This is a genomic window from Haloarchaeobius sp. HME9146, from assembly GCF_025399835.1.
GTDB lineage: Archaea > Halobacteriota > Halobacteria > Halobacteriales > Natrialbaceae > Haloarchaeobius.
Genome location: NZ_JAODVR010000001.1, coordinates 2,107,424 through 2,133,410, shown reverse-complemented (window position 1 = coordinate 2,133,410; position 25,987 = coordinate 2,107,424). Strand labels below are relative to the sequence as shown.

Sequence of the window (25,987 nt, the reverse complement as noted above, 5' to 3'; positions counted from 1 at the left end):
CCCGTGATAGCTAACCAATCGATGACCGACCGCGACCGGAGTGACCGACTGCGTGAGTACGTCGACGTACTCCGTGGATTCGGCCTCGATGACGCCGACATCTGCACACGTCACGGGCTCGACGGCGACACCGCGGCCGAGGAGCTCACCGACCGCCTCGACGAGACCCTGGACGACGCGTCAGAACAGGCCCTGTACGACCACACCCACGACGCGCTCGCCGCGTCTCACCGGGGAATCGACGCCGACCGGGAGGCAGACGACCACCGCACCTCGCTCACGGCGGTGCTGGAGCGCGCCGACTGGGGCCTCTCCGTCGAGGACGGGGACCCGCTCGAACTCACGGTGACCGACCCCGAGGGCGACTCGCGGTCCACCACGTTCAGCTACCCCGACCATCCGCTCGGGCCGCGGAACTACCCGGCGCTGGTCGATGCGGTCGAGGCACTGCTCGATGGCCTGTCGTTCGTGCTGTTGACCGAGAAGGACGGCCGTTGGCGGTTCGTGCTCCTGCCGGACGACGACCTGGCGAGCCTGCGCGAGCGCTACGGCGACCGAATCCGGGTGTTCCGCCGGCCGCTCCTCGCCGCTGACCAGCCCGCGGACTTCGCGGAACCGGTGGCCGAGGGGGACCGCGAGGGCGAACTCGCCGGCCTCGCGGGCGACGCCTTCGCGGAATCGTTCGGCACTGGCCCCCGCGTCCACCGTTCCTCGCGGCCGCTGAACGAGGAGTCGGAGACGACAGCTGAGCCGACCACCGTCGTCGGCGAGAGCGTCGACGACGTGTTCGAGACCATCGAAGACGATGGGACGGCAGAGCCGTCCTCCCACACCGTCAGTACGGACGACGGGAGCGAGGCCGGCAGCACGGGCGGCATGGACGGTTCGGGCGACCGGCTCGTCGGTGGGAACCCCCGGACGACCGTGGTATCCGGCAGCGTCGACGAGGTGTTCGACGAGGAAGCGGAGGAAGAACCGGACGCCGAAATCGACGGCGCGTCGGCCACTCCGACAGACGACGACTCGCCCGCGGCCGAGGAATCAGCGAGCAAGACGGGCCCGGACCCGGACGCGGAGAAACGCGTCGCCGACCTGGCCGCGGCCGCGGCCTCGGTCGGCCCGACGAAGCAACCGGACGAGGACGACGATGCTGACGAGACTGACGAGGTTGCGGCGGCGGACGTCGCCGAGGACGAACCAGCGGAACCCGAAGTGGTCGAGGCGGCCGGAGCGGCCGAGTCGAGCGAGGCGGCCGAGGCTGGCGAAGCGGCCGAGCTGTCTGAAGGGGCAAAGGCGACCGAGTCCAGCGACGGTCTTGCCTCCAACGACGCTCCCGACTCCAGTGACAGCACCGACGCTCCCGCCAGTGCACCGGCTGCGAACCCACCCGAGTCTGCTGGCGTCGATGATGTCACCGATACGCCGGGCGACCCCGAGGACGCTCCCGACCCGGATTCCGAACCGGCGGACAGCCCGTCCATCTCGGACGTGGACCTCGACATCGGCGACTTCGAGGAACCGGACCTCAGCGAGGAGACCAACACCGACGGCCCCCTCGCGGGGAGCCTCGGCGGACCAGCGATTGAAGACGAGGGCACAGGGTCGGGCGACACGCCCTCTGCCCCGGCCGATGCGGAACCCGGCGACGAGGGGACGAACGAGTCGAGCCCGGGTCTCCTCGGCCGGTTCTCGGCGTGGCTCCGCGGGCTGTTCTGAGCCACGGCTCCTCGAGTTCTGCGACGCGAAGAAATGAACGGCGAGAGCGGCGAGCTTACAGGAAGCTCTCGATGTGGTCCGCAACCTCCTCGGGGGTGTCGCCGACCGGGACGCCCGCGTCGTTGAGAGCGTCGATCTTGGACTGCGCCGTGCCGGTACCAGAGCCGGAGACGATGGCACCAGCGTGGCCCATGCGCTTGCCCGGCGGGGCGGTGCGGCCCGCGATGAAGCCGGCGACCGGTGTGTCGACGTGCTCGTCGATGTAGGCCGCGGCCTCCTCCTCGTCCTCGCCACCGATCTCACCGCACATGACGATGGCCTCGGTGTCGGGGTCGTTCTCGAACAGCTCGAGGGCGTCGACGAAGTCCGTCCCGATGATGGGGTCGCCGCCGATACCGATGGCGGTGGTCTGGCCGATGCCGCGGTCGGTGAGGTTGGAGACGACCTGGTAGGTGAGGGTGCCGGAGCGGGAGACGAGCCCGACGTTACCCGACGAGAAGATGTTACCTGGCAGGATGCCCAGCTTGGCCTCGCCCGGCGTGATGAGGCCGGGACAGTTCGGGCCGACGAGTCGCGTGTCGACCTCGGAGAGGCGCTTGTTGACCTTCGCCATGTCCTGGGTCGGGATGCCTTCCGTGATGGCGACCGCAAGGTCGATGGGGGCGTCGAGCGCCTCGAAGATGGCGTCCGCGGCGAACGCCGGCGGCACGAAGATGACGGACGTGTCGGCGTCGTGCTCCTCGGCTGCCTTCTGGACGGTGTCGTAGACGGGGACGCCGTTGACCTCTTCGCCACCCTTGCCGGGGACGGCACCGGCGACGATGTTCGTCCCGTATTCCATCATCTGCTCGGTGTGGAACTTGCCTTCCCCACCGGTGATGCCCTGTACGATAACCCTGCTGTCGTCGTCGACGAGTACACTCATTATTCGCTCACCTCGTCTGCGAACTCGACCGTACGCTGGACCGCGTCCTCCAGCGTCGCTTCGACGGTCACGAGTTCCTTGTTCAGAATCTCCATACCTTCCTCGGCGTTCGTACCCGCCAGGCGGACGACGACCGGCTTCGGAATCTCGTCGAACTGCTCCAGCGCCTCGTTGATACCCTTGGCGACCTCGTCACCACGGGTGATGCCACCGAAGATGTTGAACACGACGGCGTCGACGTTCTCGTCGGAGAACACCATGTCGAGTGCGTTCGTCACGCGCTCGGCCTTCGCGCCACCACCGATGTCCAGGAAGTTGGCGGGCGAGCCACCGTAGTAGTCGACGAGGTCGAGCGTCGTCATGACGAGACCGGCACCGTTCCCGATGATGCCGACGTTCCCGTCGAGACGGACGTAGTCGAAGCCGTACTCGTCGGCCTTGCGCTCGAGTTCGTCGCCGCCCGCGGCGGCCTCCTCTTCCATCTCGGAGAGTTCGGGCTGGCGGAACAGCGCGTCCTCGTCGATGTTCATGACGGCGTCGGCCGCGATGACCTCGCGGTCGGACGTGATCATGAGCGGGTTGATCTCGGCGTCAGCGCCGTCCTTGTCGTCCCAGAGCGTGTACAGTGTGCGGAGCACGGACGCCACGTCCATGGCGACGTCGCGTTCGACACCCGCGTCGTAGACGGCCTTGCGGGCCTGGTACGGGTGCATCCCGAAGGAGGGGTCGACGTGTTCGCGAACGATGGCGTCGGGGTCCTCCTCGGCCACCTGCTCGATGTCGACGCCACCTTTCGTCGAGACCATGGCGACCGGCTTGCCCTCGCCGCGGTCCATCGTGACACCGACGTAGAGTTCGTTGACGAAGTCGACGGCCTCCTCGACCAGGACGCTGTCGACGTGGAAGCCCTTGAGGTCCATCCCGAGGATGGACTCCGCGGCTTCGCGTGCTTCGTCTTCGTCCTCGGCGAGCTTGATGCCGCCCGCCTTACCTCGACCTCCCACCTGTACCTGCGCCTTGACAGCGACCGGATAGCCGATCTCCTCGGCCGCCGCGACGACGTCCTCGACGCTGTCTGCGAGCGTCGAATCCGGCGTCGGAATACCGGCGTCGGCGAAGACCTGCTTCGCCTGGTACTCGTGAAGTTTCATGCGTTCGGAACCCCGCCCTGCGGCCGCTTAAATCCCGCCGATTCGGTCGTTCACTTGCCGGTGTTCGGGGCAAGCGATGCGGCCGGCGGAATTAAGACGGGGCCTTGCTAGTGTTCTGACGACAGAGACGCTGTCCGGTGAGACTATCCCGAACGCTCTGACATCGATGCCGTTCGAGCAACTCGCATACGTGGGTTTGCTCGTGTTCTCAATGGTCGTGTTAGCGGCGCTGGGGAGTCACGCGCTCCGCACAGCCCGCGGCCGACCGGACCACCGGCGGACGTTGCTCCTGTTCGGGCTCTTCATGTTCGGTTCGGCGTTCTGGTCCGGGACGTACTCGCTCCAGCTCGCCGCGACCGACGAAAGCACGAAGCTCTTCTGGCTCTCGCTCTCGAACGTCGGGGCGGTCATCGTTCCGGGGGCGTGGTTGCTGTTCGCGCTCTCGTACGTCGGGAAGGATCGGTGGCTCCGCCCGTGGACGACCCTGTTGCTGGTAATCGAACCGCTCGTCGTCGTGGGTGTGCTGGCGCTCGGCCAGTCCGATCTCTTCTGGTACAACACGGGCGTCGTCGAGGAGCCGTTTCCCCTCCTCACCCGCGAACTCGGCCCGTTGTTTCAGGTACACGCGATGTACTCCTACCTCCTCATCCTGTTCGGGACAGCGGTGCTCGTCCAGTGGGCCCGTCGGAAGCAGGGGGTCTACCGGGGCCAGGCAGCGTTGCTCATCACCGGGTCGGCGGTCCCGACCGTGTTCAACGTTGCGTTCCTGGTCGGGTTCGGTCCGGCAAACGTGAACCTCACGGCACCGCTGTTCGTGTTCTCCGGGCTCGCGTTCTGGACGGCCATCGCCCGCTACCGGCTGCTCGACGTCGTCCCGGTCGCCCGCGAGTCCGTCATCGAGAACATGCGCGACGGCTACCTCGTCATCGACGACCAGGGCCGCATCGTCGATACGAACCCCGCGGCGACCCGACTACTGCGCGATTCGTCCCTGGTCGGTGACCGAATCGACTCGGTCCTCCCGGCGGCGGCGGGGCTCCTCGCGGCTCTCCGCGACGGCGACACCGACGACGCCGACGACAGGACCGAACTCGTCATCGGCGACGACCACGACCGCCGATACGTCGACATGTCGGTCTCGCCACTCGGGACGGAGACCGGGAGTTCGCTGGTGGTCCTGCGCGATATCACCGACCGTCGAAGTACCGAGCGACGGTTCAAGACCCTCATCGAGAACTCCTCGGACCTCGTGACCGTGGTGAACGAAGACGGGGTCATCGAGTACCAGAGCCCGTCGACTGAACAGCTCCTCGGTTACGACCCCGAAGCGATGACGGGCGCGAACGCACTGACCTACGTCCATCCGGCGGACCGCGAGGAACTCGCGGCCGTCTTCGAGGCGGGCCTCAACGAGGACGAGTACACCGCCAGAACCGAGTACCGGGTGCGCCACACCGACGGCGAGTGGCGCACCTACGAGGCCCTCAGCCGGAACCTGCTGGACGACCCCGCGGTCGAGGGCGTCGTCATCAACTCCCGGGACATCACGGAGCGAAAGCGCCGGGAACGGGAACTCGCGGAGACGAACGAACGACTCGACCAGTTCGCCTCGGTCGTGAGCCACGACCTTCGCAACCCGCTCAACGTCGCCCAGGGCTACGTCGAACTGCTCGACGAACTCGTCGACGGTGAGGCCGACCAGTACGTCGACGAGGTGGCGGAGAGCCACGACCGGATGGAGCGCATCATCGACGACGTGCTCGCGCTGGCCCGCGACGGAACCGAGATCGCCGAGCGCCACCCGGTCGAACTAACGCACGTCGCTCGCGACGCCTGGAGCAACGTCGACACGGCGCAGGCGTCGCTGGTGACCCGGACCGACAGCACCGTTCCCGCAGACCGGAGTCTGCTGGTGCGAGTCTTCGAGAACCTGTTCCGCAATTCTATCGAACACAGTGACGAGGGGGACCTGACAGTCGTGGTGGAGGACCTTCCCGACGAGGCCGGCTTCGCCGTCGCCGACGACGGCCCCGGAATCGACGCTGCGGTCCGAGACGAGCTGTTCGAGCCGGGCGTGACGGGGTCACAGTCCGGGACCGGCCTCGGCCTGGCCATCGTCGAGCGCATCGTCGAGGCCCACGACTGGGAGATCCGTCTCGCGGATGCAGCGAACGGGAGTAACGCACGACCCGAGAGTACCGACGGTGGCATCGACGGAGATGTCGTCGATGTCGAACCGCGCCCTTCGGGAGCCCGGTTCGAAATTCTTACAGGAGACTGACGAGCAGGCCGACGAGGTACAGGCCGACCACCAGGTAGACCAGCAAGAGCAGCGCGTTTCGCTTCGGGGCGTTCGCTCTGAGCCCGAGGAGTCTCCGGAGACGCCGCCGCGAGGCTCCGGTCCCGCCTCTCGACATCGAACCCGGCACCGCCAGCAGCAGGGAGAGTATTGCTGGCGTCCACGACCGACGGCGACGAGGGTCACCGGGATCGCGACGTTCAGGCGGGCGCTCCATCGCTCGTCGGCTCCTCACTCAGGACGCTCTTCGTTCCTGACGACACCTCGGCTATCGCGCTATCTGTGTTCACCGACGCTGTCGTGTCGGTTCCAGTGCTGTCGGACGACTCCGTGTCGTCCACCGACCCGTCTCCGGCACTCGTACCGGTCGTTTCGTTGGTGGTGGTGTTGTCGTCGCTGCTGGAGACCTCGACCGTCGTGTTGTCCGCGGTCGAGTTGTCGCCGGTGCCGTCGTCGACCACGGTGCTGTTGTCCTCGGTGGAGCTGTTGTCACCGACAGTGGTGTTGTCGCCGACGGTCGAGTTATCCTCGACAGTGGTGTTGTCATCGACGGTGCTGTTGTCGCCGACAGTGGTGTTGTCGCCGACGGTGCTGTTGTCGCCGACGGTCGAGTTATCCTCGACAGTGCCGTTGTCGCCGGCGGTCACGTTGTCACCGACAGTGGTGTTGTCACCAGCGGTCACATTGTCGCCGGTCTCCGGTTCGGGCTCCGTGGCGGTTATCTCGACCGTTCTGGTCGAGAACGAATCGATGACGAACGTGAGGTACTCGCCGCTGTCGCCCGACTTCTTGGCCTGCCCGGTGGTCTTCGCCTCGTAGACGGTGCTCTCGATACGTGCCCCGTCGAGGGTCACGTCGGCATCGGTGAGCGTGGAGACCGAGACGCCGAGGACCTCGGCGAGACGCGAGGCCTCGATGTATATGCGAGCCGGGTCGGACTTCTCGCGGGTGAACGTCATCGTCACGGTCCCGTCGGCGGCGCGGACGATCTCGACGTAGATGACGTCGCTCTCGTAGTCGGCGGCGTACACGTGGCCGCGCAGGGTCTCGGCCTGGAAGCCGGTTACCTCGACCGTGGTCGCCTCGACGTCCGAGACGGTCTGTGAACCGAATATCGACAGGTTCGCCCCTTCGGTATCGCTGTAGAACGCGGCAGCGCCGCCGCTCCCACCGATGGTCGCACCGAGCAGACCGAGGGCGACCAGGACGACCAACGTCCGCTTCAGATCAGTCATCGCTGTCTCCGCCGACGGAGGAGGAGTCCTCGGGCGACTTGACCGGTGCGGTCATGACAGCCCGTCGCTCGTCCTCGTCCGCCATCGTCACACCGCCGTCGGTGACCGAGCGTGCTTCCTCCGTCGCCTCGGGCCACTGTCGCCAGAAGCTCCCGAGCAGCACGAGCAGGCCGATGGAGGCGACGAAGCCCATCATGCTGACCGTGAGGAACTGCTGGAAGCCCAGCATCCGGCTGTAGACCAGCCAGAGCATGACGCCCGAGTAGAGCACGAGTAAGCCCGTGACGCCGAGCCCGATGCGCAGTTCGTCCCGGGTGAACGTGAGGGCCTCTTCCTCGTCCTCGATGGCTGCTGCTGCGGTCGCACCACCTGCAGTGGCGGTCGCGACGTCGCCGGCTGAGCCACCACCGGACGTGTTCTCCTCGGCAGCGGTCACTACCGGTTCGTTCGCTTCTGCGTCACCGTCCTGTTCCTTCCGGCCGAGGAGTCCGGTGCCGATGAGCGACCAGATCTCGGTCAGGATGAGCAGGCCGAACGGAACCAGCACGAGCGCCAGGAACCCCGTCTCGGAGTTGACGAACTGGATGACGTAGCCGACCTTGGGGAGCGTCAGCGAGATCTCACCGATGACGGCACCCGTCGTCACGAGCCCGCTGTCGGTGTCCTCGTTGGCGTCACCCTTGGTGACGAACGCGATGTCTCCAGTCTCTGTCGTGGTCCGTTCGACGACCCGGTGGGTCGTCGGGACGTTCATGTTCGCCCGCTCGTAGATGATGACGTCGCCGACCTCGATGGTGGTCGGGTCGACGTGCGTGACGATGACGACGTCACCGGGGCTGATCGCTGGCTCCATGCTCCCCGTCAGTACCACGTAACTCTGGTCGCCGCCGGCGACCTGCGGAACCGCATAGATGATGAAGGGGATGACTACTACCAGGAGTAGCAGCAGTGCGACGACGTTTATCGCCGTCCGTAGCGACCCCCCAATCAGCCATCGCCGGTCGTTTGAATCCTTTCGTGTCATGTGAACTCCCTTCCCTGAAGCGTCGGGTGACGCCCCGGAATACTCTCCCCGAAGGGACGCCCGCGGGCGGTCTCGAACCGCCCTGGTGGCCTCGTACCACGCGGGTTGGCCGTCTGTCTGCTGTTCAGTCCCGGGTCTCCGAGAACTCCCAGTCGTCCGGCACGCAGGGGTCGTTCGGACTGTCGAACCCCGGTTCGTAGTCGTACTTGATGCCGGTGTGTCCGTCCTTGCAGGGGCTCTGCGGGAGCTGGTCGCCGGTTCCGGGCGTCCCCTCGTGGATGGTGACGTAGCCCTCGACGCCGCTGTTCGAGTAGAAGTTCTCGATGGCGAAGTCGGTGGGCATCGGCCCGTTCCCGGTCTTCAGGACGGTGTAGTCGACACCGTCGACCCCGCGGTCCTGCGCCGCCTGGGTGAGATACCAGGCGAGTCTGGTCGGCTCACCCTCGCTGTTCGTCCCGGTGACGCCGAAGCAGACGTCGCCGTCCTGGAGGGGCTCGCCGTCTTCCACGCAGAAGGCGACGAAGCTGATACCCTTCCCCTGGACGCAGTCCTGGCACACCTCGTCGCAGCGGACGGTGCACTCGTCGTCCCACGGCGATTCCATCGCCATGTTGTGGCGCGCCTGTTCGGCGTAGAACTCCAGGCTGAAGCTGGCCTCGGAGCCGCCCTCGATGCAGATGTCCGCCGTCAGCTCCCATTCGAAGCCGATGCAGACCTCCTGGCCGGGCGTGAACGAATCGATCTCGTCGGCCGAGCTCAGGTCACTGTCGAGGCGAACCCCGCTGTGGAGTTCGGAGAGGACCTCACAGAGGGTTCCCTCCGCGATGGTGACGGTTTCGCCTTCCTCGGGTTCACCGTCGCAGTCGACGTCGTAGAACACCCGAAGGTCGAGTGCCCGATACAGGTTGGCCAGTGAGTAGTCCCCCACCTGCGTGCACGGGCTCTCCGGACAGCTGGTGCGGAACCACAGCCACGCCACGTTGTTGTGCCCGTCGTCGGGCAAGCGTACGCGAGCACTGCCCGAACCGGTGCGGTTCTCCGCGTCGATCTTCGGCAGCTGGACCTCGATGATCGACCCGTTCACGAACTCCGGACAGAACCCCGGTTCGATGACTTCGGTCGTCTTCGCGTCCTCTTCGGTTTCGCTTTCGGCCTCGGTGTTCTCGGCGTGGAGCTGGCCGTCCTGCCAGCAGATGTCGAGGTCGAGCCCACCCGTGGTGAACGCGCCGCCCAGTCGCTCTGCATCGAGGAGACGCGCAGTCGTCCCGGTCGCCCCGACCGCGGCAGTGATGGCACTGACGCCACCCAGCGTGTACAGCAGCTGGCGGCGACTGACCGACCGTTTGTCTTTCACGCGGTCACCTCTCGATTCTCGTCCCGTCCACCGTTCTGTGTCGAACGCAGTTCGCTAGTCGCGTCGTCGCGTGTGCGCCCGGTCGTCCCGTTGGACGGACCGACGGACACACAGACGTCTGCGGTTGTCGTGCGAGTGCGTACGTCCCCTATTCGAGTCATGTCTGTTTTCCCCAGTGGTGTGGCGATGTGCCATCGGTCGGTGTCCGGCGTCTCGCCGGAAAGACACACGACTCCCCCTGACACTCGTTCATATGTTCGTTGATACATTAGGTATGCTGAAGCTACTGCGCGGTAACCCATCCAGCCCATCAGGTGAACGTTCGATAGGTCTGGACGGTTCACCCCCGAACCCCCGGTTAGATACGCCGCAGTAACCCGGTTTCTCGCTGAACAGTTCGTCACCGACCAGCGCCCCCGATCACGAGCGTGCTCCCGACGATATCGGATTCGGCACTCACCGAGCGCAGCTATTGTCAGAGGGTTGATTGCTATCGGCTGCTGTTTCGTCGCTCCCGAGAAGGCGCGAGATCGAGAGACCAGCCACAAGAGAGACTGACAACCCCGTACCGGCGAGAAAGCGTGATGGCAGTGTGCCTGTTCAGCTGTTGGCGCGGCACTGCTCGAGGTCGAAGTTGAAGCCCAGCCGCAGGTCGTCGGTCTGGGTCACGTTCACGTCGACCGTGACCTCGTCGGCCGTCTGGGCACTGATGCCGAGGTAGTACCCGCGCTCGCGAAGCTCGTCGTTCAGCGTCATCTGGCCGTCCATGTCGTTGTCCTGGACGTCGACCAGGTTCCCGTCACCCAGCACGTCGGCCTGGAACACGTTCTCGGTGAACGAGTTGAACAGGAGCAGATCTCTGAAGCCCTCGGCTGCCGGGTCGGTCTCGCCACAGGCGAGGAACCAGCTGAGCTGGTAGCCGTGGACGTCCACGTCGAAGCAGAGCCCCTTGGCGTCCACGTCGGCGCTGAGGCCCGACGGTTCGAGCTGGATGCGGCCATCGGCTGCGTTGATGAGCGTCTCGACCAGCCCGGATGCGGAACCCGCGAACAGGACGTCTTCCTCGTTGTTGAGGCCGTTGACGGCGTCGAACACCTTCGCTTTCACCTCGTCGAAGGGCTTGAGCACGCCAGTCGCGTTCTTCAACAGGACCAGGTACAGGAAGTCCCGGAGCTCGCCCGGCTTCTCGGTGACGCCGTCTATCTCGAAGCCCGCGTTCACGAAGTTCGCCCCGAACACCTCGCCGGCTTCCTGTTCGGCTTCGATGATCTGGTTCTCCTGACTGTCGGCGATGGCCTCGTTGGTGAACTCGTCGATGGCCACCGAGAGGAACGCCAGCGACGGGTTCCCACACACGTGGATGTCGAACTGGAGTGCCCCCAGGTCCTTCGGCTTCACGTCGTCGAGTTCGAGGAAGATACCCGTCTCGCCGTCGACGAAGCCCGGTAAGAACAGGTCGTCCGGGACGGTGTCGACGCCGAAGGCGTTGAGAATCTCGAAGTCCTCCGACGCGAGCCCGATGCTGAGGTCGGTCGAATCGGCGAGCGAGCACGCGTCCAGCGTCCGGACGTCGCTCGCGAAGAACTCGTCCGAGAGCGGGTTCCCTTCCGCGTCGAGGAAGGCGGGGCCTTCCGCGAGCAGGTACACCTCGCGCTCGTCGTCCGTCGGGACGAGCGGCGGTCTGTCTTCGGGCGCTACGTCGTGGAGTTCGTAGCGGTCCCAGGGCTCGTAGGTCGACCGGAAGTCGAGGATGTTGTCGACACGGCCGGCCTCCAGCCAGCCCTCGAGGACCTCTCTGTCGCTATAGAACGCAGTCGTGCCGAGCCCTGCTCCTGCACCCGCCACGCCGATAGTCCCGAGCCCCGCCAGGACCTTTCGGCGTGTGAGTTGTGAGCGTCTTGATTGCATGATATGTATGGAGTTGCCTCTCCCCGAGGCAGGACCCATTGGCGGAGTCGAACCGCCGTCACGAACCGCAAAACGAGGTCCGCGGACGGGTCACCAGGACACCGTGTCCGGCGATACCGTCAGACCACGATGGGTCGATGGTAGTCTGGAGGCTATGCTATCACGGGGCCGCTTCTGCCTCGAAGGTGATCGAGGGCAGCTCGTCGGCGCCTGCACCAGTGACGGTCCACTCGAAGTCACCGGAGATCACGAACTCGCTCGACAGGTGCACACCGTTGAACAGGATGTGGTTGACGTCGGAGGAGTCCGAAGTCTGGGTGTCGACGGCGAGCGCCATGTTGTTGTAGCGCACGTTGCTGACAGTGGTGTCGCCACCAGCACCGTTGCGGACGTCGAGGGTCAGCTGGTCACCCAGGCTGTTGGGTGCGACGGCCACGTTCTGGACGGTCTCCTCGATAGCGCCGTCACGCTTGACACGCCATTGGAAGTTCCCGGCACCGTCGTGGTAGAGCCGGAACGAACCCGATGCGTCGGAATCGTTCCACGGCTGCTCGTCCTGGACGTCAGCGCCATCGTTCGGCGCGTTGTCGGCGGAACCCTGCTCCCAGGTGTTCACGTCACCGTTGCGGATGCGGGCGAAGTACCCGACCTCACCGGCGTTGCTGAACTGGAGGCTACCGAAGCCCTCACCTGCGACGGTCTCGGGGACCATCTGGTGGCGGCACTGTTCGGCCTCGAACTCGATCTTGTAGTGGTACGCGTCGGTCTGCGTCGCGTTGACGTCGACGATATCGTACTTCTGCTTGAGGAACTCGTACATGTTCATCGTCGAGCCATCCTCGTTCGTCATGCAGGTGTCGAGCGCCTCGAACTCCTCGTGCTTGCACGGCAGCTCACAGCGGAGTGCGAAACAGTGGACTGCGTCGCCCTCCCAGCAGGTCGCGATGCCGGGGTCACACAGCATGTTGTCGTCCGAGAGGTAGACGCCACCGTCGTTGGCGACACCCTCGACGAGACCGCTGAGCGGACCCTTGTAGATGCAGGTCTCGGCGACGCTTGCACCGTCGGAATCGACTGCAGTGATGACCTGCGGGATGATGCCGACCGGGTCGCTCATCGGGTCGGTGAACGCGTCGAGCGTATCCTGAGTGCTGGCCGATTCGAACACTTCTGCGCCTGCGCCACCGATGTCGGCGACGGCGAGGACTTCGGGGTCGAGCAGGATGGCCTTGACCGTGATGCCGTCCATCACAGCGTCCTCGATTGCTTCTTCTGCGCCGTCGAGGTTCTCGATACCGTTCGTGATGAGAACGAGGAACTTCGCGCCCTCGCAGTCTTCCAGGTCCGCTGCTGCGGACTGGACGCCGAGTGCGACGGTGCCCTCGGTGTCACCGAGCGAGGTGTCGAACGATTCGTCACCGTCCTCGACGAAGACGTTCTCGAGCGTGGCGCGGTCGGTCGTGCGCGAGACGCTGCGAACGTCGATGATCGGGGTTGCGACACCCATGTCGTCGGGTGCCGAACCGAACAGGGTCACACTCATCTCGAACGGCGCGAGGTCGGTGTCGTCGGAGTCGTCGAACTCGGCCAGCTCCTCGATGAGAGCGAGAGCGCCCTCGCGGATGCCGTCGTCCTTGTTCTCCATGTTGTTGTCGAACGTCTCCGCCATCGAGTCGGAGTTGTCGATAGCGAGTTCGATGCAGACCTGCTGTACCTCGTCCTTGACGTTGTTGCAGTTCGGGTCGTACCACAGCTCACAGTAGATGTAGTCGCCGAGTTCACCGACGTCGTCGGTGGTGTCGCCGGCCGAGCGCTCGGGCTCGAAGCGGCCGTTCTCGGTGTTGCCGTACGGGCCGTTTACCTCCGCCGTGGAGCCGTTATCGTTCTTCGGCGCCGTCAGCTCGGTGCGCATCCGTATCTTCGACGGGTTGCCACAGAGGTGGACGGAGAAGGTGGTCTCCCACTCGTCCAGCGGCTTGATGTCGTCGATGTGCTGGAACATGCCGGTCGGGCCGTCGACGTAGCCCGGCAGGAAGGTCGGGCCGGAGAGCTCCTCGGGGATCTTCAGTCCCTGGGGCTCCATGCCACGGAGGTCCTGTGCTTGTTCGTACGTGAGCGCGCAGGCGTCGAACTCTCGGGTGACGCGGGCCCACTCCTCACCGACGAGGACAGGGTAGCCCTCGGTGTCCTGACGCCAGTCGGGCGCCTGCCCGACGACGTAACACTGGTCGCTTTCGGGGACGAGGAACGCACCGTTCTCGAGAACCTTGTCCTCGCGGCCGGTGGCCCGGGTCAGCTCGAAGCGGTCCCAGGGCTTGTACACTGTACGGTAGTCGAGACGCAGGTCCACGCGACCGGCCTCCAGCCACCCTTCCAGCGCTTCGCGGTCACTGTAGAATGCAGTGGTGCCGAGGCCTGCGCCCGCGGACGCGACCCCGATCGTTCCGAGCCCGGCGAGAACTTGGCGCCGGGACAGTTTCATCGATTGTTTTTCTGTCATGGTTGTTGGTTGTTGGTATCGCTGTTGCGTGTGCCCGCCTCCCCCCGGAGGACCGGTCGGAACGGGTCGAGCTAATCTTGGGATGGTACCAACTTACTTATGATTCGCTTCGTGGTCATCGAAGCTACCAATCGGATTCCCGAACACTGGGTTACCTCGAGGATATCACCGGTTAGAAGCTCGTAGCCCGAACCTACAGTCGACGGAGTCGCTCGATTTTGGCCGCAAAATCACCAATTTAACAGGAATTTACGGTATCAAATCCATATCTAAGTATATAAGAGATAGTATACTCAGATAGCGCACTTGCTAGCCGGGACCATGGGGCCCGGGAGCGCTCAGTGGGGGAAGTATGTTTCCAGTTACGACACGACGCAATCGACTACAGGAGTGCGATATCCACCAGATCCTCAGCAACTCGCGCCGGCGCGAGACGCTCCGGGTTCTGAACCGCTCGACGGGCTCTATCACGTTACGAGACCTCTCAGAGCTCATCGCCGCTATCGAATCGGGTGAGACGCCCGCACCACGGAACATCCGCGAGACGGTCTACATCTCGCTCCATCAGACGCACCTGCCGAAACTCGACGAGCTCGGCGTCCTCGAATACGACTGCAACCGCAAGCTCATCACGCTCGACGAGGGTGCGCGCGAAGTCGCCCAGTACATGGACGTGACGACCGGCCACGGCATCACCTGGGGGGAGTACTACCGTGGCCTCGGGGTCGCCGGCCTCTGTGCCGTCGTCGCCTCGCTGAGTGGTGTTCCCGTCGTCGAACAGATCCACCCGAGCCTGGTCGCCAGCGGGTTCCTCGCGATGTTCGCGGCCTCGACCGCGGTCCAGCTGTGGAAGTTCCGGGGTTCGCTCCGGCGACAGTTCTTCGGCTGACCGCCCTGTAACAGCGCGTTCTGCTTCTATCACGTCGATTCGAGCCCTCCCGAGCGCAGCGGTTCACCGAACATACCACCCTCGAACGCCCCGTTCGGCGGGCTCAAGCTCCCAAAGATGTGGGCCGCTGGTTCTGGTTCACGTCGGTCCGACCGATGCTCGTCCGATGGCCGTTCGAATGTTCCTTCGCAGGTAGTCTCGAGAGTAGCCATTCCCTGCGTAGGTGCTCTCGGCAGTGGTCACTCCCTGCACAGATACTCTTCGCAGTGGCCACTCCCTGCACAGATACTCTTCGCAGTGGCCTGCTCAGGTTGGTTCGGTCGCGCCAGCGCGGCGGGGCCTGTCAACTCTCCACTGATGGGTGAGACAAGGAGAACCTCGCAGGCGACCCTGCGCCCACCCCGTGCCATTGCGGGCAACACGAGCCTCTCGCCGGAGAGCGACAGCTGGCCCGGTACCGACTCCAGAAGCAAATCCCCTCGACGAGCCCTGGCAGCGGACTGCTCTCGTAGTGTCGGAACCCGGCTCCAGACTACTGGCTACCGCTTTCCGAGGGAGCAGTCGACGCCAACACACCATCGTGTCGGGAGTCCAGACACAGCAAGCCTCCCACCGTCGCCCAGATGGCCGGATTGCGGTTCCGGTTCAGTGAGCTGGGCCGACCCAACCCCTCGCATCGCTCGGTGGGCTGTCGTCACGTCAGTTATGGAACGAACAGAAAAGAAGGAGGGCGGACAGTCGGCTGGATGGTCCTCGCCTACGCCTGCTCCGGTTCGAGCGCGTCAGCGTCGAACTCGGTCTCGAACAGGCGGGCCCCGCACTCCTGGCAGGATGCGGCGATGACGTCGTAGGACCGGCAACACGACTGGACGACCTGCTGGCCGAAGTCGACGGGCCCACCGCACGTCGGGCACTCTTCGACGAACAGCCGGAGGCCACCGAGGAGTTCCGAGCGGAACATCATCGGCATGTCGTGCCAGCTCTCGTATCGCGCCTCCAGTTCCTTGGCGGCGGCCATGTCGGCGACGAACGCGGCACGGGACTCCCACTGTGCAAGCCAGTTGCCGTCGACCCAGGCGATGAAGGAGTCTTTGCCGTGTTCGGTGATGGCGAGGCGGTCCTCCTCGACGCCGAGCAGGGCCGCTAACTCGTGGATGTCGGCGTCGCGGGCGGCGACCAGGGACATCCGTTCGCCCCACGCGGCGGCGAACGTGGGCGTCAACTCGACGTCGACACCGTCGGGCGTCTCGACGAGGACGCCAGCCTCCATGAGCGACGATTCGATGTCGAACGCGCCACCGTCGAACTGCGGCTTCGCCTCCTTGTCGAACAGCCGGAGCAGCCAGTCCGGGAAGTAGCGTTTGGTGAACTCCGGCGTCCCGGGTACCAGGTACCCACGGAAGTAGATCATCGCGAGTGAGACGGCCGCGACGCCGAGGGCGGCCGGTGCCCAGAGCACGAACGCCCCGGCAGTCAGTACCGCCGCTATCGCCAGATTGGTCGCGGTACACGGAATGCAGCGGTTCTCCCCGGTGTACTCCGGCTTCCGTAGACTGTTCAGTATCGTCCCCCCAGCTGTAGATGCGCCTGATTGTTGCATGCTGTCTCCCCGGTGGCCACGAAACGGACCACTCACACGATAATTACACTCCAACAGAGTATAGGTATGACACCATTACCCGCACTCACGGCCCCACCTCGTTGGAGTGCAGTCCGTGTTTTAACCAGTTTAGATACACTTAGTTCGGAAAACCGAACGAGAGCGAACTATCTGATTCTCGGCACCAGAGTCCCTCAAGCGAAAGATTAAGACTACTCACGGCGTTGTTAACTACTAGTGAAACACATGTCTCCATCGACGGAACTGGTCGTCGCGGAGCCGGGGGACGGGGGTCCATCTACAGCGGTGGCGCAGTCCGGAGATGACGGGAACACCGGTGTCCAGCTCACCCAGGACACCGTGTTCCACACGCTGAGCAATCAGCGTCGCCGGCTGGTCCTCCAGGCGCTCGACGAACGCGAGCAACTCACGGTCCGTGAACTCACCAGCTACGTCGCTGCCAAGGAATGCGGTATCGACGAGTCCGAACTGGACTACAAACAGCGAAAACGGGTGTACACGTCGCTGGTCCAGACACACCTGCCGATGATGCAGAAACACGAGATCGTCTCGTACGACAAATCACGCGGCACGGTCGAGCCCTCGGCCGACCTCTCCGCGTTCGACGTCTACCTGGAGGTCGTCCCGGAGGACGAACTCCACTGGAGCGAGTTCTACCTCGGACTCGCTACAGTGTTCGGCTTCCTGGCCGGCCTCGCGTGGGCCGGTATCGCTCCGTTCGCCAGCCTGCCTGGCCTGGCGTACGCTGGGCTGTTCACGCTCGTCCTTGCGAGCACGGCGGTCATCCACCTGTGGTCGTCGCGCAAAAAGCGTCTCGACGCCCGTGAACGGCGGCCGTTCGTCAGCGACAACGACGAACTTACGCGATGAGCTTCTCTTCGCCGCGTTCGACGACGACACGGCACGGCGGCGAGATCTTGTTGTAGGCACGGCGGAACGCGTCCTTGACGACGGGAGCCTGCTCGACCGTACACCAGCAGGTGAAGAGACGCTCGCCTCGCTGGATGCGGGCGGCCGTACCGACGACCTTCCCGAACGCCTGGCGCATCCCGTCAGAAACACGGTCTGCACCAGCACCAGTTGCCTGCTTGTTCTCGCGCAGGACGTGGTGCGGGAACTTCCGCAGAATCATGTAGTAGTTGCCCTCACCGAGCTCCTTGATGAGGTGACGGTTCGCGGACAGACGGGACGCCTCCATCGAGCCGTGGCGGATCTGGCACTCCTCCTCGAGGACGAGGCTGATCTGGACCGGCCAGTCGTCGGGATCAGAGGCGGTGTCGCCCATCTTGTGCTGTGCGATCTTCGAGCCAGGGATTCCCGTGATGTACTCGCGTCGGGTGTACGCGGGCTTGGAAATCTCCCGGTACATCGAGGCAGGTTTGTCCGACATGGTCAGTACGGAAAACTGACTGTCACGGCGCGAATAAACCTGTTCATTCGAAGTCGGCACGCGGGTCGAACCAGGCGTAGGCGACGTCCTGGAGGAAGTTCGCCCCGATACCGGCGTACGCGATGGCCATCGTGGTGCCGATGATGACCGGCATGTTCCGGTCGCTGACGGCCTGGAGGGTGAGGGTCCCGATGCCCTGAAGCCCGAAGACGAACTCGATGACGAACACCTGGACGACCATGGTCGAGACCATGTCCGCAAAGAACAGCGACAGGAGCGGGAGGGCGGCGTTCGCGAGCACGTGCCTGATGACCCGGAGGTCGCCAGCGCCTTTCGACTCGACGAGCTTGACGAAATCACGCCCGAGCAGTTCGCTCGATTCCGCCCGGACGTAGCGCAGCTGGCCGGCCGCGAGTCCGGTGGCGAGCACCGTCGCCGGAATCAGGTACGGCCACAGCGAGACCGGGTCCACGAGGTCGATTCGGCGGGGGAACGCGACCGTCAGCCAGTCGAACTGCTCGTTCGCGGCGAACAACAGCAGTTCCGCCACGAAGAAACTGGGGACGCCCAGTCCGAGATAGCCGACCGACGAGATGCTCGTGGCGACCCGCGATTCGGGGTTGAGCGCGACGTACGACCCGAGCGCGAGCGCCAGCGTGGTCGAGATGAGCAGTGCCGGCACGAGATACGCGAGCGTGACCGGAATCACGGACTGAAGCAGTTCTATCACTGGTTCACCGGGGCGACCGAACCCCCCGATGGAGCGTCCCCAGTCGAACGTCGTCAGGTCGACGACCCACTGGAGGTACCGGTCGAGGAGCGGGTCGTTCAGGTTCTTGGCCTCGACGACGGCGTTCGCGGCTTCGTCCGGGTCCCCCTTCGCGGTCCACGCCGCGAGCCCGACGTTCGGGTCCGGCATGACCGCGACGACGAAGAACGAGACGGTCATCACCGCGTACGCGGCAAGTATCGAGAAACCGAGTCGGCGGCCGATGAAGGCGAGCCTGCTCATGGTCCCACCTCGTCCCTTGCGCACGCCAGCGGTTCCATGCAGGTCCCAACACGGGGAACCACCGAAAACTGTACGATAACGAAAATACCTGTTTGATATTCTGATGGATATTTAGGTTCCATCCGCGTCGAATCAGCGTATGTTCCGGCCCGGGGGACCGACCACGCCTTCGAACCGAGGTTCGGTACGATGACCGAGGCGGAGACGGAGACCGAGACGTTCGAGACCATCGACTGGGACACGCTCGACGGCAGCGTCTCGCTCCTGTCGCCCCGACTTCTGGCCTTCCTCGCCGGGGCCGCGCTCGTCGGAGCCGCGTTCCTCTACGACTACTTCGTCCTCCCGGCGAGCAAGCCGACGATCCACGCCGTCGGCTCGCGCGTCGACCTCGGGTTCTTCCTCGTGACGCCGTTCACCTGGGACTTCGTCCAGACCGACTGGCTCTTCGTGCTGTCGCTCTGGGTCGTGCTGCTGTTCGCGGGCCTGCCCCTCGCCCGGTCGGCACAGGTCCGCAACCGCTACTGGCGCATCATCAGGCATCGCCCCCTCGCGCTTGCGAGTCTCGTGTACCTCTCGCTCGTCGTCGTCGCCGGCTTCGTCGGCCCCCTGTTCTGGCAGGCGAGCATCAACCTGCCCCACCAGTTCCAGCCGCCGGCGTTCCTCTGGGGCCCGGCTCGCCTGGCGGACCCCTGTCTCGGCGTCGAGACGGCCGACCGCTGTTACGGCACCTTGCGCTACCCGCTCGGGACCAGCCCGTACGGGAAGAACATGATTCCGCTGCTGTTCTCCGGTGCCCACGTCGCGGTCAAGGTCGCGCTCATCACCGGCACCATCATCGTCCCCGTCGCGACCGTGGTCGGTGCCGTCGCTGGCTACTTCGGCGGGCGGGTCGACACCCTGCTGATGAGCTACGTCGACGTCCAGCAGACCATCCCGGCGTTCGTCGCCTACCTCGTGCTCTCGTACTGGGGGCGCTCCCTGTTCCTGTTCGTCGCGGTGTTCGGACTGCTCTCGTGGGGCGGACTCGCCAGGCTGGTTCGCTCGGAGGCCATCCAGTGCCGCGAAGACGCCTACGTCCTCGCCGCCAGGAGCGCCGGCACCTCGGACCTCACCATCCTCGCGAAACACGTCATCCCGAACGTGGCGAACGCCGCCGTCGTCGGGCTCACCCGGCTGATTCCGACCATCATCCTCATCGAGGCCGCCATCTCCTACATGGACATGAACGACATCATGATACTCTCGTGGGGCGAGATCGCCGCCCAGGGTATCAACACCTTCAGCGGCCAGTTCCCCTACGTGTACTGGGTCACGCTCTGGCCGGTCGTCGCCCTGGCCCTGACGGTGGTCGCGGCGTCGATACTCGGCGACGCGGTTCGTGACGGCCTCGACCCGAAAAACAGCGGCTGACCCGGTGGTCAGTCGTCCGCGCTCGACCAGACCGGCGAGAAGTCGCTCTCGTCCTCGGTGATGTCTTCCCAGGCCTCGACGCCGCGTTCCTCGTCCGTGCCAGGAATCGTGTTGTCCAGCACGAGCGCGATGAGCCCACCGACGGCCATCCCGGTACCGCCGATGACGAACAGCGTGTTCGCGACCGTGTCGATTCCAAGCACGAGCCCGAGCACTGGCACGTCGGTGAGGGCCGTGAGAGCACCCCCGAGGACCGGCACGCTCGCGAGCCCCTCGGCGAACGCCTCGACGCCGCCGACGTTGGTCATGTAGCGCGGAATCGACAGTCCGGTGAACAGGGCGATGCCGATGACGAACACGTTACGCGAGGAGTCGAGGTCGACGTACTTCAGGTTCGAGAGGCCGACCGCGACGATCTGCCCGAACATCGCGACGAACAGGCCACCCACGATGGGGTTCGGGATGGTCGCGACGAGCTGGCCGAACGGCCCGAAGAACCCGACGACGAGCATCACGGCGGCCCCGGCCTGCACGACGCGCCGGGAGGCCACGCCGGTGAGGCCGATGGCCCCGATGTTCTCGGAGTAGGAGGTCGACCCGCCAGCGCCCATGATGCCGGCGAAGACGTTCATCAGACCCTCCATCCCGATGCCGTGGTTGATGCGGGACTCGCTCGGAGCACCGGTCCCGGTCAGCCGGGCGACCGCGTGGTAGTCACCGAAGCTCTCGATGATGGAGGCCAACACACCCGCGAACATCCCGATGGCGAACGCGGCCTCGAACTGCGGCATCCCCCACTGGAGCGGGTAGATGGCGAAGACGAGCGACACGTCGGTCACCGCCGCGAGGTCGACGTAGCCCGGCGTCCCGTCGACGTAGACGCCGGTGACGCTCAGGACGGCCGCGACGACCCACGCGATGACGATGGCGAGCAGCACCGGGAACAGCTGGAAAACCCGGTGCCCGTCACCGAGATACTGCGAGAACAGGACGACCAGCCCAACGGTCAGCCCGAGCAGCCACCAGTTCTGGGTCGCCGACGTGATCTGCGGGACGTTGAACAGCGACAGCCCGATGAGCGCGATGGTCGGCGCGACGACCACAGGCGACAGCAGCCGGCGAAGCCGTCCCACGATGCCGAGGTACCCGATGAACACCTCGGTCACTGCCGCCGCGATGATCGCGCCCTGCAGGAACAGCAGCTTGCTCTCCCACGGCGCGCTGCCCGGTAAGGCAGGTGCCGTCGCCACGATGGCCAGCGCCGGCGCGAGCATCGAGAACGGTGCCCCCTGCACGATGGGGTACCGGTTCCCGAACGTCGTCTGCGCCAGCGTCGCGATACCCGAGACCACGAAGAAGGTGCCCACGAACTTCGCCGTCACCTCCGCAGGCATCCCCATCGCCCCTGCGAGAATCAGCGGGACCGCGATGTTCGCGCCGACCATCGTCAGGTAGTGCTGGACCCCCAGCAGTACCGACGTGGACAGCGGCGGTTCGTCCTCGATTCCGTATTCGACGAAACTGCTCCCGCCATCGGCCTCGGCGGTTGCAGCGTCGTCTGCGCCCTGACTTGTCATGGTTGGCCCTCGTGCGAGACTCCATATCGGTCAGGATAATTCTGCTGATTCATCCCAGTACGAATGGGCCCTCCTCTCGGACCGCCCTCCTCGCACCACGATGCGGGGTACACGTTACGCGGAGCTCCATTGTCGGTTCGCGACAGAAGTATGCTCGGTCGGGGATTTGAACTCACTCGCAGCGGAGCTGCTCGTTGCTCAAATCCCACTCAGAAGATTTTCACGACTCACGATACGGAGTACACGCTACGCGGTACTCCGAGGGTAGTTCGTCGCAAAAGTGCTCGGTCGGGGATTTGAACCCCGGTCATCGGCTCGAAAGGCCGAAATGATTGGCCGGACTACACCAACCGAGCGTGCTCCGCATCCGAGACGATGGGGTGGGTAAGTATAAATCCGTCCTTTTGTTCCGGCGCTGGTGGGTGAATCTCTCTCATGCGAGCGCGAGCGCAATCGCGTACAACCCGGTCAGAACGGTGAGCGCGACCCCGAATCCCGCGAACAGGAGCGGCCGTCGCATCCCGTCGGGTTCGAGGAACGCCACGGACGGGGCGGCCGGGTCGACGTAGGCTGCGACGGTCGTCTCGTCCTCGTATCTGCTCACGACGTCCCAAGCGGGGTCCGAGTACGGGTACCCCGTCCGGGCCTCGGGCGGCAGCACACGGTCGGATTCGTAGGTCTCGCCGTCGAGTTCGTAGCGGTAGCTGACGACGGGGACGAAGTAGGTGCCGCCGCCGTCGTGCTGACGCTCCTCGACGCCCGTGTCCGTAATCTGTGCCGTGACACGTCGGCGGCCGGCCAGCATCGCACGCTGGGAACGGTAGTCCTGGATACCGGCATATGCGAGCCAGAGACCGACCAGCGCGAACGGGAACCCGAGTAGGACCTCTATCATCCCTACGTAGAGAGAGGGGCCTGGGGTGGAAAAGCCCAGGGCCGGGGAGCGCCTTTTTCGCCGGTTGCTGGTCTGGATTGGCACCACTGCAAACTTTAACCCGGACCGGCGTGACAGCCCCGAACATGAAGCAGGTTCGCTTTCGCGACCCGGCAGGCGCAGTCAGGACCGGCGAGTGGGACGACGGGACCGTCCGATTCGGCAGCCGCGAGTACGCACAGGACGACGTGGAGATTCTCCCGCCCTGCGAGCCGACCAAGATAGTCTGCATCGGGCGAAACTACGCCGACCACGCGGCCGAGATGGACAACGACGTACCGGACCGACCGCTCCTGTTCCTGAAACCACCGAACGCGGTCTCGTCGCACGGTTCTACGGTCACCCTACCTGCGGGGAAGGACCGGTTAGACTTCGAGGCCGAACTCGGCGTCGTCATCGACGAGCAGTGCCGGCACGTCGACGAGGCGGACGCGATGGACGTGGTCCGCGGGTTCACCTGCGTGAACGACCTCTCGAACCGCGACGACCAGCGCGAGGAGACCAACTGGGTCCGCGGGAAGGCGTTCGATGGTGCCGCCCCGGTCGGCCCGGTTATCGCGCCCGCCGAGGACGTGCCCGAGGACGCTTCCGTCCGGTCGTACTGCAACGGTGAGCGACGCCAGGACGGCACCCGTGACCAGATGATATTCTCGGTCCCGGAGCTCATCGCGGAGATAACGCGGTACATGACGCTCGAACCCGGCGACGTCATCGCGACCGGAACGCCGGAAGGCGTCGGGAAGCTCGAAGACGGCGACGAGGTCGTCGTCGAGATCGAGGGTGTCGGCCACCTCGAGCACACGGTGGAGATTCCCAGCGCTTAAGGTTTAGGTTGGCCTAATCTGCCCCGAATGGAACTGACACGGCGCGACGCGCTCGCTGCGCTCGCATCCGGTGGCATCGTCGTGGGCTCTGGTGCTGCCGCACTCTCGCAGGACGATCTCCGGGCGGCCGAGGAGACGGTGGATACCGAGGTCGACGTGGACACGCTCGTCGCCGTCGCAGAGGTCGTCTATCCGAGCGAGGCCGAGAACGTCGAGTCGTTCGTGCGGACCTACGTCGCGGGCCGGACGACCGGCCGTCCCGACTACCGAACCGGGGTCGCCGAGGCACTGTCGGCCATCGACGAGCTGGCCAGAAGCTGGTACGACGGCCCGTACTCGACCCTCGACCAGGAGACTCGGGACAGTCTCCTCCGCGAGATGGGCGTCGACGCCATCGACCCGGACCCGGGTGGGTCGACCGCGGCACAGGTCCGCTACTTCGTCGTGAACGAACTGCTCTACGCCTTCTACACCTCACCGACGGGTGGCGAACTGGCCGGCACAGAGAACCCCATCGGTCACCCCGGTGGGACCGAGAGCTACCAGCGGGGGCCGGAATGAGCCGGCAGGAGTCCGACCCGGACCGCACCCCCTCGCCGCGGGCAGATGTGTGTATCGTCGGGGCAGGGCCGGCGGGCGCGCTCGTCGCGTCCGAACTCGCCACTGCAGGGCACGATGTCGTCGTGCTCGACGCCGGGCCCAGGTTCGACCCCGCCGACCGGATGGAACGCATGGAGCGCCGGATTCGCCCTGCCCACGGGCCGCTGTCGGTCTGGGACATGGGCGGCGAGCGCGACGCCTTCACCAGCGAGGGCGACATGTACTACCCCCTCAACGCGGCGCGGGTGAAGGGCGTCGGCGGGACGACCTTGCACTGGCAGGGGATGGTGTACCGGCTGCACGAGGCCGACTTCGAGCGCCAGAGTCGCGACGGCGTGACCGACGACTGGCCCATCGGCTACGACGACCTCCAGACCTATTACGCCGAAGCCGAGTCGGAACTCGGCGTGGCAGGCGCGGACGATAACCCATTCGCGCCCCCGCGCGAGGAGCCGTACCCGATGCCGGCGTTCAAACCCTCGTACTCCGACTCTATCTTCGCCAGGGCGTGCGAGGAACTCGGAATCACGACCCACTCGTCCCCGAACGCCCGTAACTCCGAAGCCTACGACGGGCGGGTACCGTGCCAGGGCTACGGCACCTGCAAACCCGTCTGCCCATCGGGCGCGAAGTACGACGCGACGGTCCACGTCGCGCGAGCCGAAGAAGCGGGGGCCCGGGTCATCGACCGCGCACCGGTCCAGCGACTGGAGCACGACAGCAGCGGCGACACCATCGAGGCGGCGGTGTACGCGACCCCCGACGGCGAGGAACATCGTCAGGAGGCCAGACAGTTCGTGCTCGCGGCAGGTGGCATCGAGATTCCCCGGCTCCTCCTGCTCTCGAAGTCCGAGCAGTACCCCGACGGTCTCGCGAACTCCTCCGGACTGGTGGGGAAGTACTTCATGGACCACGTCGCGGCCCGTGTCGGCGGAACCATCGACCAGGAGACCCGCCAGAACCACGTCGGGTTCATCACGACCGAGAGCCACCAGTTCTACGACGACGGGGGTGCGGAGCGTGGGCCGTTCAAACTCGAGTTCCTGAACTACGCCGGCCCCTCGCCAGTGGGCGAAGCACTCACGTCTGGCTCCGAAGCACCCTGGGGTGACAGCCTGCTCGAGCACATCCGTGAGTCCTACGGGAACTACCTCGAAGTCACGGGCCTGTGCGCCCAGACGCCCCAGAAGTCCAACCGTGTCGAGTTGAATCCCGACGTGACGGACGACCACGGCAACCCTGTCCCCGAGATACACTGGTCCATCGACGACCGAACCCGGCGGACCATCGAGGCTGCGAACGAACGCCAGCTGGCCATCATGGACGAACTCGGTGCCGACGTCGGATGGGTCGTCGGACCGGACAACACCGGTCCTGCCTTCCACCACATGGGGACGACGCGGATGGGTGAAGACCCTGCAGAGAGCGTGGTCGACCCGGCCTGTCGCACCCACGACCTCGACAACTGCTGGGTCGCGTCCTCCTCGGTGTTCGTCACCGGTGGGGCACTCAATCCGACGCTCACCATCGCGGCGCTCTCACTGCGGGTCGCCGACCGGCTCGATTCCGAGCTCTAAGTCTGGATACGGTTCTCCCGACTGCGGTTCCACACCGGATA

Annotated in this window: 21 protein-coding genes and 1 tRNA gene; 8 read left to right on the top strand and 14 right to left on the bottom strand. The window is 65.2% G+C overall.

Annotation, left to right across the window (positions count from 1 at the left end; genetic code table 11):
• Positions 1 to 21: 21 nt before the first annotated feature.
• Positions 22 to 1,716 (top strand): hypothetical protein, encoded by a 1,695-nt coding sequence (locus N6C22_RS10995; RefSeq protein ID WP_261651153.1) that lies wholly within the window; start codon positions 22 to 24, stop codon positions 1,714 to 1,716.
• A gap of 55 nt (positions 1,717 to 1,771) precedes the next feature.
• Here the strand turns inward: N6C22_RS10995 and sucD are convergent, their stop codons facing one another.
• Together sucD and sucC are read right to left on the bottom strand one after the other, a co-directional pair.
• On the bottom strand, positions 1,772 to 2,641 hold the full coding sequence (gene sucD, locus N6C22_RS10990) for a succinate--CoA ligase subunit alpha (RefSeq protein WP_261651152.1): 870 nt from the start codon (positions 2,639 to 2,641) through the stop codon (positions 1,772 to 1,774).
• Positions 2,641 to 3,792, bottom strand: coding sequence for an ADP-forming succinate--CoA ligase subunit beta (gene sucC / locus N6C22_RS10985; RefSeq protein ID WP_261651151.1), 1,152 nt, complete (start codon positions 3,790 to 3,792; stop codon positions 2,641 to 2,643). The genes sucD and sucC overlap by 1 nt, the downstream gene beginning before the upstream one ends.
• A 76-nt stretch (positions 3,793 to 3,868) precedes the next feature.
• Between sucC and N6C22_RS10980 the strand changes: the two genes are divergently transcribed.
• Positions 3,869 to 6,073, top strand: coding sequence for a histidine kinase N-terminal 7TM domain-containing protein (locus N6C22_RS10980; RefSeq protein ID WP_369684409.1), 2,205 nt, complete (start codon positions 3,869 to 3,871; stop codon positions 6,071 to 6,073).
• Here the strand turns inward: N6C22_RS10980 and N6C22_RS10975 are convergent.
• From N6C22_RS10975 to N6C22_RS10950, 6 genes are all read right to left on the bottom strand, one after another.
• Positions 6,060 to 6,209, bottom strand: a complete 150-nt coding sequence (locus tag N6C22_RS10975; RefSeq protein ID WP_261651148.1) for a hypothetical protein — start codon at positions 6,207 to 6,209, stop codon at positions 6,060 to 6,062. The genes N6C22_RS10980 and N6C22_RS10975 overlap by 14 nt on opposite strands.
• Before the next feature lie 82 nt (positions 6,210 to 6,291).
• The gene (locus tag N6C22_RS10970) at positions 6,292 to 7,326 is read right to left on the bottom strand and encodes a hypothetical protein (protein ID WP_261651147.1); all 1,035 of its coding nucleotides are present in this window, start codon (positions 7,324 to 7,326) and stop codon (positions 6,292 to 6,294) included.
• The gene (locus N6C22_RS10965) at positions 7,319 to 8,350 is read right to left on the bottom strand and encodes a signal peptidase I (RefSeq protein WP_261651146.1); all 1,032 of its coding nucleotides are present in this window, start codon (positions 8,348 to 8,350) and stop codon (positions 7,319 to 7,321) included. The genes N6C22_RS10970 and N6C22_RS10965 overlap by 8 nt, the downstream gene beginning before the upstream one ends.
• Positions 8,351 to 8,474: 124 nt before the next feature.
• Complete coding sequence (locus N6C22_RS10960; RefSeq protein WP_261651145.1) at positions 8,475 to 9,704, bottom strand: hypothetical protein; 1,230 nt, start codon at positions 9,702 to 9,704, stop codon at positions 8,475 to 8,477.
• Positions 9,705 to 10,304: 600 nt separating this feature from the next.
• Positions 10,305 to 11,612 carry a hypothetical protein gene (locus tag N6C22_RS10955; protein ID WP_261651144.1) on the bottom strand — a complete coding sequence of 436 codons (1,308 nt, stop codon included), beginning with the start codon at positions 11,610 to 11,612 and terminating at the stop codon, positions 10,305 to 10,307.
• A gap of 160 nt (positions 11,613 to 11,772) precedes the next feature.
• On the bottom strand, positions 11,773 to 14,094 hold the full coding sequence (locus N6C22_RS10950) for a hypothetical protein (protein ID WP_261651143.1): 2,322 nt from the start codon (positions 14,092 to 14,094) through the stop codon (positions 11,773 to 11,775).
• A 370-nt stretch (positions 14,095 to 14,464) separates the two neighbouring features.
• Here N6C22_RS10950 and N6C22_RS10945 point away from each other — a divergent pair, with 370 nt between their 5' ends.
• Positions 14,465 to 15,001 carry a hypothetical protein gene (locus N6C22_RS10945; RefSeq protein ID WP_261651142.1) on the top strand — a complete coding sequence of 179 codons (537 nt, stop codon included), beginning with the start codon at positions 14,465 to 14,467 and terminating at the stop codon, positions 14,999 to 15,001.
• 757 nt (positions 15,002 to 15,758) lie between these two features.
• Here the strand turns inward: N6C22_RS10945 and N6C22_RS10940 are convergent.
• The gene (locus N6C22_RS10940) at positions 15,759 to 16,601 is read right to left on the bottom strand and encodes a hypothetical protein (RefSeq protein ID WP_261651141.1); all 843 of its coding nucleotides are present in this window, start codon (positions 16,599 to 16,601) and stop codon (positions 15,759 to 15,761) included.
• A 246-nt stretch (positions 16,602 to 16,847) separates the two neighbouring features.
• Here N6C22_RS10940 and N6C22_RS10935 point away from each other — a divergent pair, with 246 nt between their 5' ends.
• Positions 16,848 to 17,492, top strand: coding sequence for a hypothetical protein (locus tag N6C22_RS10935; RefSeq protein ID WP_261651140.1), 645 nt, complete (start codon positions 16,848 to 16,850; stop codon positions 17,490 to 17,492).
• Here N6C22_RS10935 and N6C22_RS10930 read toward each other — a convergent pair.
• Together N6C22_RS10930 and N6C22_RS10925 are read right to left on the bottom strand one after the other, a co-directional pair.
• Positions 17,482 to 18,012 (bottom strand): 50S ribosomal protein L16, encoded by a 531-nt coding sequence (locus N6C22_RS10930; protein WP_261651139.1) that lies wholly within the window; start codon positions 18,010 to 18,012, stop codon positions 17,482 to 17,484. The genes N6C22_RS10935 and N6C22_RS10930 overlap by 11 nt on opposite strands.
• A 43-nt stretch (positions 18,013 to 18,055) precedes the next feature.
• A complete protein-coding gene (locus tag N6C22_RS10925) occupies positions 18,056 to 19,024 on the bottom strand; it encodes an ABC transporter permease (RefSeq protein ID WP_261651138.1) in 969 nt (322 codons plus the stop codon).
• Between the two features lie 189 nt (positions 19,025 to 19,213).
• On the opposite strand from N6C22_RS10925, the gene N6C22_RS10920 reads away from it, so the two are divergent.
• Entirely contained in the window at positions 19,214 to 20,434 is a 1,221-nt protein-coding gene (locus N6C22_RS10920; RefSeq protein ID WP_261651137.1) for an ABC transporter permease, read from the top strand.
• 8 nt (positions 20,435 to 20,442) lie between these two features.
• Here N6C22_RS10920 and N6C22_RS10915 read toward each other — a convergent pair whose 3' ends face one another.
• From N6C22_RS10915 to N6C22_RS10905, 3 genes are all read right to left on the bottom strand, one after another.
• Complete coding sequence (locus N6C22_RS10915; protein WP_261651136.1) at positions 20,443 to 22,011, bottom strand: uracil-xanthine permease family protein; 1,569 nt, start codon at positions 22,009 to 22,011, stop codon at positions 20,443 to 20,445.
• Between the two features lie 281 nt (positions 22,012 to 22,292).
• Positions 22,293 to 22,367: transfer RNA gene (locus N6C22_RS10910), tRNA-Glu, on the bottom strand.
• A 77-nt stretch (positions 22,368 to 22,444) separates the two neighbouring features.
• Positions 22,445 to 22,906 carry a DUF3592 domain-containing protein gene (locus N6C22_RS10905; protein WP_261651135.1) on the bottom strand — a complete coding sequence of 154 codons (462 nt, stop codon included), beginning with the start codon at positions 22,904 to 22,906 and terminating at the stop codon, positions 22,445 to 22,447.
• Positions 22,907 to 23,031: 125 nt separating this feature from the next.
• Between N6C22_RS10905 and N6C22_RS10900 the strand changes: the two genes are divergently transcribed.
• From N6C22_RS10900 to N6C22_RS10890, 3 genes are read left to right on the top strand one after another with little or no spacing between them, the layout of a single operon-like run.
• Positions 23,032 to 23,769, top strand: a complete 738-nt coding sequence (locus N6C22_RS10900) for a fumarylacetoacetate hydrolase family protein (protein WP_261651134.1) — start codon at positions 23,032 to 23,034, stop codon at positions 23,767 to 23,769.
• Positions 23,770 to 23,796: 27 nt separating this feature from the next.
• Positions 23,797 to 24,330 carry a gluconate 2-dehydrogenase subunit 3 family protein gene (locus N6C22_RS10895; protein ID WP_261651133.1) on the top strand — a complete coding sequence of 178 codons (534 nt, stop codon included), beginning with the start codon at positions 23,797 to 23,799 and terminating at the stop codon, positions 24,328 to 24,330.
• Complete coding sequence (locus N6C22_RS10890) at positions 24,327 to 25,946, top strand: GMC family oxidoreductase (RefSeq protein WP_261651132.1); 1,620 nt, start codon at positions 24,327 to 24,329, stop codon at positions 25,944 to 25,946. Before N6C22_RS10895 ends, N6C22_RS10890 begins: the two co-directional genes overlap by 4 nt.
• Positions 25,947 to 25,987 lie beyond the last annotated feature (41 nt).

Excerpts from the sequence above, each read along its gene's own strand:
- N6C22_RS10995 (WP_261651153.1), top strand. The coding sequence starts at position 22 with ATGACCGACCGCGACCGGAGTGACCGACTGCGTGAGTACGTCGACGTA.
- N6C22_RS10950 (WP_261651143.1), bottom strand. The coding sequence starts at position 14,094 with ATGAAACTGTCCCGGCGCCAAGTTCTCGCCGGGCTCGGAACGATCGGG.
- N6C22_RS10940 (WP_261651141.1), bottom strand. The coding sequence starts at position 16,601 with ATGCAACAATCAGGCGCATCTACAGCTGGGGGGACGATACTGAACAGT.
- N6C22_RS10975 (WP_261651148.1), bottom strand. The coding sequence starts at position 6,209 with ATGTCGAGAGGCGGGACCGGAGCCTCGCGGCGGCGTCTCCGGAGACTC.
- N6C22_RS10905 (WP_261651135.1), bottom strand. The coding sequence starts at position 22,906 with ATGATAGAGGTCCTACTCGGGTTCCCGTTCGCGCTGGTCGGTCTCTGG.
- N6C22_RS10900 (WP_261651134.1), top strand. The coding sequence starts at position 23,032 with ATGAAGCAGGTTCGCTTTCGCGACCCGGCAGGCGCAGTCAGGACCGGC.
- N6C22_RS10920 (WP_261651137.1), top strand. The coding sequence starts at position 19,214 with ATGACCGAGGCGGAGACGGAGACCGAGACGTTCGAGACCATCGACTGG.
- N6C22_RS10930 (WP_261651139.1), bottom strand. The coding sequence starts at position 18,012 with ATGTCGGACAAACCTGCCTCGATGTACCGGGAGATTTCCAAGCCCGCG.
- N6C22_RS10955 (WP_261651144.1), bottom strand. The coding sequence starts at position 11,612 with ATGCAATCAAGACGCTCACAACTCACACGCCGAAAGGTCCTGGCGGGG.
- N6C22_RS10935 (WP_261651140.1), top strand. The coding sequence starts at position 16,848 with ATGTCTCCATCGACGGAACTGGTCGTCGCGGAGCCGGGGGACGGGGGT.
- N6C22_RS10915 (WP_261651136.1), bottom strand. The coding sequence starts at position 22,011 with ATGACAAGTCAGGGCGCAGACGACGCTGCAACCGCCGAGGCCGATGGC.
- N6C22_RS10925 (WP_261651138.1), bottom strand. The coding sequence starts at position 19,024 with ATGAGCAGGCTCGCCTTCATCGGCCGCCGACTCGGTTTCTCGATACTT.
- N6C22_RS10890 (WP_261651132.1), top strand. The coding sequence starts at position 24,327 with ATGAGCCGGCAGGAGTCCGACCCGGACCGCACCCCCTCGCCGCGGGCA.
- sucC (WP_261651151.1), bottom strand. The coding sequence starts at position 3,792 with ATGAAACTTCACGAGTACCAGGCGAAGCAGGTCTTCGCCGACGCCGGT.
- sucD (WP_261651152.1), bottom strand. The coding sequence starts at position 2,641 with ATGAGTGTACTCGTCGACGACGACAGCAGGGTTATCGTACAGGGCATC.
- N6C22_RS10980 (WP_369684409.1), top strand. The coding sequence starts at position 3,869 with ATGCGGCCGGCGGAATTAAGACGGGGCCTTGCTAGTGTTCTGACGACA.
- N6C22_RS10945 (WP_261651142.1), top strand. The coding sequence starts at position 14,465 with ATGTTTCCAGTTACGACACGACGCAATCGACTACAGGAGTGCGATATC.
- N6C22_RS10970 (WP_261651147.1), bottom strand. The coding sequence starts at position 7,326 with ATGACTGATCTGAAGCGGACGTTGGTCGTCCTGGTCGCCCTCGGTCTG.
- N6C22_RS10895 (WP_261651133.1), top strand. The coding sequence starts at position 23,797 with ATGGAACTGACACGGCGCGACGCGCTCGCTGCGCTCGCATCCGGTGGC.
- N6C22_RS10965 (WP_261651146.1), bottom strand. The coding sequence starts at position 8,350 with ATGACACGAAAGGATTCAAACGACCGGCGATGGCTGATTGGGGGGTCG.